The sequence below is a fragment of the uncultured Aquincola sp. genome (assembly GCF_964001545.1).
Classification (GTDB): Bacteria; Pseudomonadota; Gammaproteobacteria; order Burkholderiales; family Burkholderiaceae_C; genus Aquincola.
This window is the reverse complement of sequence record NZ_CAXFDV010000864.1, coordinates 1-8,599: the sequence shown is the minus strand read 5'-3', so window position 1 is coordinate 8,599 and position 8,599 is coordinate 1. Positions and strand designations below refer to the sequence as shown.

Here is an 8,599-nt window from a genome sequence, read left to right as displayed (position 1 = left end):
GGGCAGCGTGACCATGGGCGATGCTGAGCGCATGCTGATCGTGATGGACATCGAGCGCCTGATGAGCAGCCCCGACATGGGTCTGTTCGACTAAGGCTTACGGCTGCCGCAGCACCTCCGCGCCCTTGGGCGCGGTGAAGCGGAAGGTGTCGTCCGGCAGCGCGGCGTTGGTCTCGAAGCCGTCGAACTGCAGCACCGAGCGCTGGCCGAAGCCGTCCACGATTTCCACCGCCGCCAGCGTCTTGCCGCGGAAACCCACGCGCAATGACTGGAACGCACCGTCCTTCTGCTTGGGCTGGGCCAGCGCCCAGTCCAGGCCGTTGGCGCTGGGCTGCGCACTCAGGTCGAAGTCGGTGTCCAGCGACTTGCCGGCCAGCAAGGCCGCCGGCGTAGCGCCCAGCGCCGCCGACATCGGCCGCACGCTGACCTGGTTCAGGTCCACGTCGTGCAGCCACACCTGCTTGCCATCGCCCACGATCAGCTGCTCGAACGGCTTGGCATAGGCGAAGCGGAAGCGGTCGGGCCGCGAGAACTCGAAGCGGCCGCTCGATGTTTTCTTCTTCGCGCCATCGGGCGAGGTCACGGTCTGGGTGAAGGCGGCACGGCCGCTCTTCACGTCGCGCACGAACTCGCGCAGGGTGTCCACCGCGTCGGCATGGGCCACGGTGGTGGCCAGGCTCAGCACCAGCGCCGCCACCGGCGCCATCAAGGTTCGCAACATCGTCGTCGTCATTCTTCGCGGCGGGGCACCAGCAGGTCCCGGTTGCCGTTGGTGGCCATGCTGGATACGAGGCCCGACTTCTCCATTTGTTCCAGCAGCCGGGCGGCGCGGTTGTAACCGATGCGCAGGTGCCGCTGCACCAGCGAGATGGAGGCGCGCTTGTGCTGCAGCACGATGGCCACCGCCTGGTCGTACATCGGGTCGGCCTCGCCATTGGCTTCGCCGGGCGCGGGCGGCTCGCCGTCTTCGCCACCTTCCAGCGTGCCGCCTTCCAGCAGACCTTCGATGTAGTTGGGCTCGCCCTGGCTCTTGAGGTACTCCACCACGCGGTGCACCTCGTCGTCGCTGACGAAGGCGCCGTGCACACGGATCGGCAGGCCGGTGCCGCTGGGCATGTAGAGCATGTCGCCCATGCCCAGCAGCGCCTCGGCGCCCATCTGGTCGAGGATGGTGCGGCTGTCGATCTTGCTGCTGACCTGGAAGCTCAGCCGGGTGGGGATGTTGGCCTTGATCAGGCCAGTGATGACGTCCACCGACGGCCGCTGCGTGGCCAGGATCAGGTGGATGCCGGCGGCCCGCGCCTTCTGCGCCAGCCGGGCGATCAGCTCTTCGATCTTCTTGCCCACCACCATCATCAGGTCGGCCAGCTCGTCGATCACCACCACGATGAAGGGCAGGCGCTCCAGCGGCTCGGGCTCTTCCTGCGTCAGGCTGAAGGGGTTGCCGATCTTCTCGCCGGCGGCGGTGGCCTCGTCGATCTTCTTGTTGTAGCCGGCCAGGTTGCGCACGCCCAGCTTGCTCATCAGCTTGTAGCGGCGCTCCATCTCGGCCACGCACCAGTTGAGCGCGTTGCCGGCCTGCTTCATGTCCGTCACCACCGGGCACAGCAGGTGGGGGATGCCCTCGTAGACGCTCATCTCGAGCATCTTGGGGTCGATCAGGATCAGGCGCACATCGCGCGCCTCGGCCTTGTACAGCAGGCTGAGGATCATCGCGTTGATGCCCACCGACTTGCCCGAGCCGGTCGTGCCGGCCACCAGGCAGTGCGGCATCTTGGCCAGGTCGGCCACCACCGGCGCACCGATGATGTCCTTGCCCAGGCCCATGGTCAGCTGGGAGGCCGCATCGGCATACACCTGCGAGCCCAGGATCTCGGCCAGGCGGATGGTCTGGCGCTTGGCGTTGGGCAGCTCCAGCGCCATGTAGTTCTTGCCCGGGATGGTCTCGACCACGCGGATGCTGACCAGGCTGAGCGAGCGCGCCAGGTCCTTGGCCAGGTTGACCACCTGCGAGCCCTTGACGCCGGTGGCCGGCTCGATCTCGTAGCGGGTGATCACCGGGCCCGGGGAAGCTGCCACCACCCGCACCTCGACGCCGAAGTCCTTCAACTTCTTCTCGATCATGCGGCTGGTCATCTCCAGCGTCTCGGGCGTCACGGTTTCCATGCGGCCTGGCGCGGCGTCCAGCAGGTCGACCTGCGGCAGCTTGGTGTCGCTCAGCTCGCGGAACAGCGGCTTTTGCCGCTCCTTGGCCACGCGGGTGCTCTTGGGCACTTCCACCATCGTCGGCTCGATGAGGATGGGCGCGTGGTCTTCCACCACTTGGCGCTCCACCTCCACCGTCTCGTCGCGCTCACGCTGGGCCTGCTCGCCGATGCGCTGGTCTTCGGCGCGCTCGCGCCGCACCTGCTGGCGCACCCGCAGGCTCTCGATCAGGGTGCCCAGGCGCTCGGCCACACGCAGCCACGAAAAGCGCAGCGCCAGCGCCATGCCGCCCACCAGCGCCGCGATCCACAGCACGCCGGAGCCGGCAAAGCCCAGCCACTTCATCGACAAGGGGCCGAGCAAAAAGCCGATCACGCCGCCGGCCGGACCGGGCAGCGAATCTTCAAAACGGTAGAGGCGCGTCCACTCCAGCGCGGTGCTGGCCGCCATCAGCAGCGCCAGGCCGATCCAGAAGCGGGGCAGGCCTTCGGGCGGGTCCACGTCGCCACGCAGGCCCCGCATCAGCGCGGCCAGCCAGGCGCGCGCGGCCACCACCGGCAGCCACCACACCGAATGGCCGAACAGGTACAGCGCGCAGTCCGAAGCCCAGGCGCCCAGCAGGCCGGCCTTGTTGTGCAACGGCCCGCCCGCGCCCGAGGTGGAAAAGCCGGGGTCGGCCGGGTGGTGCGTGACCAGCGCCAGCACGCCCAGCAGCCACAGCAGGCCACCGACGATGAGCACCAGCTGCAGGCGCAGCCGCAGGCTGACCTCGCGATTGGCGATGCCTTCGCCGCCCGAAGCGGCGGCCTTGGAGGAAGAAGCGGCAGCGGCGGCCCCACGGGCCGAGCCGCGGGTGGTAGCCGCACCGGGTTCGGTGCGCAGGGACCCTAACGGAAACGTCATGGGGCGGGATTGTGGCGCATCGCGCCCCCGCACCCGGCGCGCAGCCTCACTGCTGCGGGGCCGTTTCCTTGATGATCACCGAGCCGTTTTCCTGGGTCTCGATGACGCCGCGCTCCTCGAGATCCTTCATCACGCGGCTGACCATCTCGCGCGAGGCACCGACCACCTTGGCCATGTCCTGCCGAGACACCTTGTTGCGAATCAGTTGCACGCCGTTGACCTCTTCGGCCATTTCCAGCAGCGTGCGCGCCACACGGCCGTACACGTCCAGCAACGCCAGCGACTCGATCTGGCGGTCGGCGCTGCGCAGGCGCTGCACCAAGCCGCGCATGATGGCGTAGGCCAGGCTGGAGTTCTCGGGCAGGCAGCGCGCGAATTCGGCGCGGCCCAGGATCAGCATGTCGGTCTGGATCTCGGCGCGCACCGTGGCCGAATGCGGCTCGTTGTCGATCAGGCTCATCTCACCCACGTAGTCGCCCGCCTCCAGCACCGCCAGGATCACTTCGCGGCCCCGTTGGTCGGCCGTGAGCACACGGGCGCGGCCGTTGAGCAGGATGAACAGCGCATTGCTCTTGCGGCCCTGCTCCACCACCAGTTCGCCACGGCGGAAACGTCGCTTGACGACGCTGTCGGCAATGGCCTGCGCCTGCTCGTTGGTCAGCAGCGAAAAGAGCGGCACACGGCGAATCAGATCTAGGTTCGAGAGCATGGACATGGGCGGACTCCTGCGTCGGTGGTTGTTACTTATCGGCGTGCGACGCTATGGGGTTGAGGGGGCTGCCTACAATTTCACTATTGTGCCCATTGACAAGCTTGCGCAAGGGGCGCGCACCCCCATGACACACTGAGGGCGGCGCCTCACAACGGCCCACGCCCGTCCCGCGCCGACACACGCGTTACCCGGAAAGCTCCATGACTGCCAACACGAACCACGCCCAGGTGCTGATCCTGGGCTCCGGCCCTGCCGGCTACACCGCCGCCATCTACGCGGCACGCGCCAACCTCAAGCCCATGCTGGTCACCGGCCTGGCCCAGGGCGGCCAGCTGATGACCACCACCGAAGTGGACAACTGGCCCGCCGACGTGGCCGGCGTGATGGGCCCGGACCTGATGCAGCGCTTCCAGCAGCATGCCGAGCGTTTCAACACCCAGATCGTGTTCGACCACATCAACGAGGTGGACCTGGCCCAGCGCCCGTTCACTCTCAAGGGCGACAGCGGCACCTACACCTGCGACACGCTGATCATCGCCACCGGCGCCAGCGCCAAGTACCTGGGCCTGCCCAGCGAGCAGGCCTTCATGGGCCGCGGCGTCAGCGGCTGCGCCACCTGCGACGGCTTCTTCTACCGCGGCCAGGAAGTGTGCGTGGTGGGCGGCGGCAACACGGCGGTGGAAGAGGCGCTGTACCTGTCCAACATCGCCACCAAGGTGCATCTCATCCACCGCCGCGACAAGTTCCGCGCCGAAGCCATCCTGGTCGACAAGCTGATGGAGAAGGTGGCCGCCGGCAAGATGGAGCTGCACCTGTTCCAGCAGCTGGACGAAGTGCTGGGCGACAACACCGGCGTGACCGGCGTGCGCCTGCGCAACACCGAAGACGGCAGCACCCGCGAGTTGCCGGTCAAGGGCTGCTTCATCGCCATCGGCCACCAGCCCAACACCGACATCTTCAAGGGCCAGATCGAGATGAAGGACGGCTACATCGTCACCCGCTCGGGCCTGGAAGGCTTTGCCACCATGACCACCGTGCCGGGCGTGTTCGCGGCCGGCGACGTGCAGGACCACATCTACCGCCAAGCCATCACCAGCGCGGGCACCGGCTGCATGGCTGCGCTTGACGCACAACGCTTCTTGGAGCAGTCCGCGTAAGCGTGCTATACTCGCGGTCTTTGCCGGATCCTCGGCTGAACCGCACATTTAACGGAGAAGCGTCGTCATGGCACGCGTCTGTCAAGTAACGGGCAAGGGCCCGATGACGGGAAACAATGTTTCCCACGCCAACAACAAGACCAAGCGTCGCTGGCTGCCCAACCTGCAGTACCGCCGCTTCTGGCTTGAAACCGAGAACCGTTGGGTGCGCCTGCGCATTTCCAACGCGGCTCTGCGGCTGATCGACAAGGTCGGTATCGACCAGGTCGTCGCCGACCTGCGCGCCAAGGGCGCCCTGTAAACCCTAGGAGCAGCTCATGGCCACCAAAGGCGGACGCGAAAAGATCAAGCTGGAATCCACTGCCGGCACCGGTCACTTCTACACCACGAACAAGAACAAGAAGACCACGCCTGAAAAGCTGGAATTCCTGAAGTTCGACCCCAAGGCACGCAAGCACGTGCTGTACAAGGAAACCAAGCTGAAGTGATCTTCAGCCCGGTTCCCCCACAAGGCCGCTCTCGAGCGGCCTTTGTTTTGGGCGCCGCTTGGATGCCTGCGCCATTCCGATACAGCAACAGCGCGTCACCATGCCTCGTCCCGTCAAACATTTCCTGATTGCGCTTATCGTGTTCGTCGCTGAAGTCATGGTGGCAACCCGCTTTGCGCACGTGGGGTGGATCCGGTCATTTCTCAGCGATTTCCTGGTGGTGATCCTGATCTACCACCTCGTCCAATCGGTCCGAGAAGTCCCGCCACGACGCCTGGCCATCGCGGTGTTTCTGTTCGCCTGTGTGGTCGAAACAGCCCAATACTTCCACGTTGCCGACTTGCTCGGGTTTCATCGGCCGAGCCTCATTCGTACCCTCATAGGGACGAGCTTCAGCTGGACAGACATCCTCATGTATCTGGCCGGGTGCATGACGTCGTACTTTGTTGATCAGCATTTCATGCGCCAACTGCGACACCACCCGGCGTCCGTGTCCGCGCCGGGCGATTCGAGCGGTTGAGGTCAGCAGAGTCGGCGCACGCCCAGGCTGCCAAGCGAGTCGCGGTCAGCACGGTCTCGAGCAGGTGGCTGCTGCCGCGCCACCAGCGGCTGCTGCTGGCGGCCGGTACGAGGCTGACAATCGGGTGGCAGAAGCGGCCACCCGACGCCCCTGGGCCACGTCGTCCGCGACGAGCACAGAGCGGCCCAGGGCAACTCCCTGTCCGTCGATGGCCGCCTGCAACATGGCGGCATCGTCGCCGATGGTCGGGCCCGCGGTGCCGCCGGTGACGACAGCCCTGCTGCCCGGAACCAGGTCAGCCGTTCTTCGGCGATGACGGAGTGCAGCGATGTGGCACCCAGCACATCGGCGGGACGCTTGAGGGCCTGGGCCAGGCCGGGCGTCAAGCCCAGCGGGCGCACCATGAAAAAAAAGGGAGCCGCTGGCTCCCCTTCTTTCTGCCCCTCGCGGGGCCGCCGATCGCTCAGGCGCGCGCAGCGCGCAGCTTGGTCGAGAACTCCTGCAGCGCGGTGATGCCGCTTTCTTCGGCGCGCTTGCACCAGGCCTGCAGGTCGACCACCAGCTGTTCGGCCGACACGTTGGTACGCGTCCAGAGCTGGCGCAGCTCTTCGCGCATGGTCACCAGCTTGGTCAGCGACGGGCTTTGCGCCATCGCGCCAGCCACGTGGGCCTTCACGCCGTGCGGGATCTTGTCGTCGTCGCGGTGCAGCCAGCGCTTGGCCAGGCGCATCTCGGTCCAGCGGGCGGAATTCTGGGCGCCCTGCTGCTTCAGGTGCTCCAGCTCCAGCGCGCAGGCGCGGCGCAGCTCCTTGGCGTACGAGGCCATGACCTCGTAGCGGTTGGCGATCACCGCCTCCAGCGTCTTGTCGTCGGCCACCGGCTTGACCTGGCCCAGCTTGAGCTGCGGCGCGGTCTTGCGCACCTTGGCCCAGCCGATCATCTCCATCGCGCGGATGTAGCCCCAGCCGATGTCGAACTCGTACTTCTTGATCGAGAACTTGGCCGAGGTGGGGTAGGTGTGGTGGTTGTTGTGCAGCTCTTCGCCGCCAATGATGATGCCCCAGGGCGACACATTGGTCGAAGCGTCCACCGCCTCGAAATTGCGGTAGCCCCAGTAGTGGCCGATGCCGTTGATGATGCCGGCTGCGTTGATCGGGATCCACAGCATCTGCACCGCCCAGATGGTCAGGCCGATGGCGCCGAACAGGAACACGTTGACCAGCAGCATCAGGCCCACGCCCTGCCAGGAGTAGCGGCTGTACAGGTTGCGCTCGATCCAGTCGTCAGGCACGCCGCGGCCGTACTTCTCCACGGTCTCGGCATTCTTGGCCTCGGCGCGGTACAGCTCGGCACCTTCCAGCAGCACCTTCTTGATGCCGCGGGTCTGCGGGCTGTGCGGGTCTTCGTCCGTCTCGCACTTGGCGTGGTGCTTGCGATGGATGGCCACCCATTGCTTGGTGACCATGCCGGTGGTGAGCCACAGCCACAGGCGGAAGAAATGCTGCGGCACGGGGCCGAGATCCAGCGCCCGGTGGGCCTGGCTGCGGTGCAGGAAGATCGTGACCGCCGCGATCGTGATGTGGGTGACCACCAACGTGTAGGCCAGCACCTGCCACCAGGACGCGTCCAGCACGCCGTGCGCCAGCCCATCGACGACTGCGCTCCACACCGTCATCAAACCATTCATTGAGAACCTTTCCAAGAACCTGCCGATTGTAGGTGGCGCACCGTGCTACGCACCCGTGGAACTACATAGCGAGCACGGTGCTTTTGGTGCCCACGCCACAGCCGATCGCGGCAGATCGACCCCAAATTGCGGCAGATCAACGCGACAGCTGCTCAGACCCCGAAATCTCAGCGTCGTTCCCAGACGGCGGCAAAAAAGCCGTCGGTGGCATGCCGGTGGGGCCACAGGCGCAGGTACGGACCCGACACCAGGCTCTCCCAGCCCTCGACCTTGGCTGCCTGCAGCAGGTCGCCCACCGCCACCGGTGCCCATTCACGCTCGAACTCGGCGCTGAAGGCGGCGGCGATGTCCTCGTTTTCCGAGGCCATCAGGCTGCAGGTGGCGTACACCAGCCGGCCGCCTTGCTTGAGCAGGCGCGCCGCGCCCCGCAGGATGGACGCCTGCTGCGTGCGCAGCGCCGCCAGCGTGGCCGGCGACTGGCGCCATTTCAGGTCGGGGTTGCGGCGCAACGTGCCCAGGCCGGAGCAAGGCGCGTCCACCAGCACCCGGTCGATCTTGCCGGCCAGGCGCTTGATGCGCTCGTCTCGCTCGTGCGCGATCTGCGCCGGGTACACGTTCGACAGGCCACTGCGCGCCAGCCGCGGTTTCAGCGAATCCAGCCGATGGCCGGACACGTCGAAGGCGTACAGGCGGCCGGTGTTGCGCATCGCCGCACCCAGCGCGAGCGTCTTGCCGCCGGCACCGGCGCAGAAATCGACCACCATCTCGCCGCGCTTGGCGTCGGTGATCAGTGCCAGCAGCTGGCTGCCTTCATCCTGCACCTCCACCCCGCCGCCGGTGAACACGTCCAGCTTGTTCAGCGCCGGCTTGCCTTCGATGCGCAGGCCCCAGGGCGAATACGGGGTGTCGGTGGCTTCGATGCCGGCG

At 66.6% G+C, this 8,599-nt stretch carries 9 protein-coding genes; 4 read left to right on the top strand and 5 right to left on the bottom strand.

Features of this window, described 5'->3' with window-relative positions; translation table 11 throughout:
- Window positions 1-97 precede the first annotated feature (97 nt).
- The 3 genes from lolA to ABNT58_RS29780 are packed head-to-tail and all read right to left on the bottom strand — an operon-like array spanning window position 98 to window position 3,823.
- Entirely contained in the window at window positions 98-721 is a 624-nt protein-coding gene (gene lolA / locus ABNT58_RS29790; protein WP_348756965.1) for an outer membrane lipoprotein chaperone LolA, read from the bottom strand.
- An 8-nt stretch (window positions 722-729) separates the two neighbouring features.
- Window positions 730-3,108 (bottom strand): DNA translocase FtsK 4TM domain-containing protein, encoded by a 2,379-nt coding sequence (locus ABNT58_RS29785; protein WP_348756964.1) that lies wholly within the window; start codon window positions 3,106-3,108, stop codon window positions 730-732.
- Window positions 3,109-3,154: 46 nt separating this feature from the next.
- The gene (locus tag ABNT58_RS29780; RefSeq protein ID WP_348756963.1) at window positions 3,155-3,823 is read right to left on the bottom strand and encodes a Crp/Fnr family transcriptional regulator; all 669 of its coding nucleotides are present in this window, start codon (window positions 3,821-3,823) and stop codon (window positions 3,155-3,157) included.
- A gap of 197 nt (window positions 3,824-4,020) precedes the next feature.
- Here ABNT58_RS29780 and trxB point away from each other — a divergent pair, with 197 nt between their 5' ends.
- From trxB to ABNT58_RS29760, 4 genes are all read left to right on the top strand, one after another.
- Window positions 4,021-4,977, top strand: a complete 957-nt coding sequence (gene trxB / locus ABNT58_RS29775; protein WP_348756962.1) for a thioredoxin-disulfide reductase — start codon at window positions 4,021-4,023, stop codon at window positions 4,975-4,977.
- A gap of 67 nt (window positions 4,978-5,044) precedes the next feature.
- On the top strand, window positions 5,045-5,278 hold the full coding sequence (rpmB, locus tag ABNT58_RS29770) for a 50S ribosomal protein L28 (RefSeq protein ID WP_046113739.1): 234 nt from the start codon (window positions 5,045-5,047) through the stop codon (window positions 5,276-5,278).
- Between the two features lie 16 nt (window positions 5,279-5,294).
- Window positions 5,295-5,465 (top strand): 50S ribosomal protein L33, encoded by a 171-nt coding sequence (gene rpmG, locus ABNT58_RS29765; RefSeq protein ID WP_046113738.1) that lies wholly within the window; start codon window positions 5,295-5,297, stop codon window positions 5,463-5,465.
- Between the two features lie 100 nt (window positions 5,466-5,565).
- A complete protein-coding gene (locus ABNT58_RS29760) occupies window positions 5,566-5,985 on the top strand; it encodes a DUF2809 domain-containing protein (protein ID WP_348756961.1) in 420 nt (139 codons plus the stop codon).
- Window positions 5,986-6,448: 463 nt separating this feature from the next.
- Here the strand turns inward: ABNT58_RS29760 and ABNT58_RS29755 are convergent, their stop codons facing one another.
- Both ABNT58_RS29755 and ABNT58_RS29750 read right to left on the bottom strand, forming a co-directional pair.
- Window positions 6,449-7,672: an acyl-CoA desaturase gene (locus ABNT58_RS29755; RefSeq protein WP_348756960.1), complete on the bottom strand. Its 1,224-nt coding sequence runs from the start codon at window positions 7,670-7,672 to the stop codon at window positions 6,449-6,451.
- A 167-nt stretch (window positions 7,673-7,839) separates the two neighbouring features.
- Window positions 7,840-8,599 (bottom strand): RsmB/NOP family class I SAM-dependent RNA methyltransferase (locus ABNT58_RS29750; protein ID WP_348756959.1); only part of this gene is annotated, 760 nt, incomplete at its 5' end.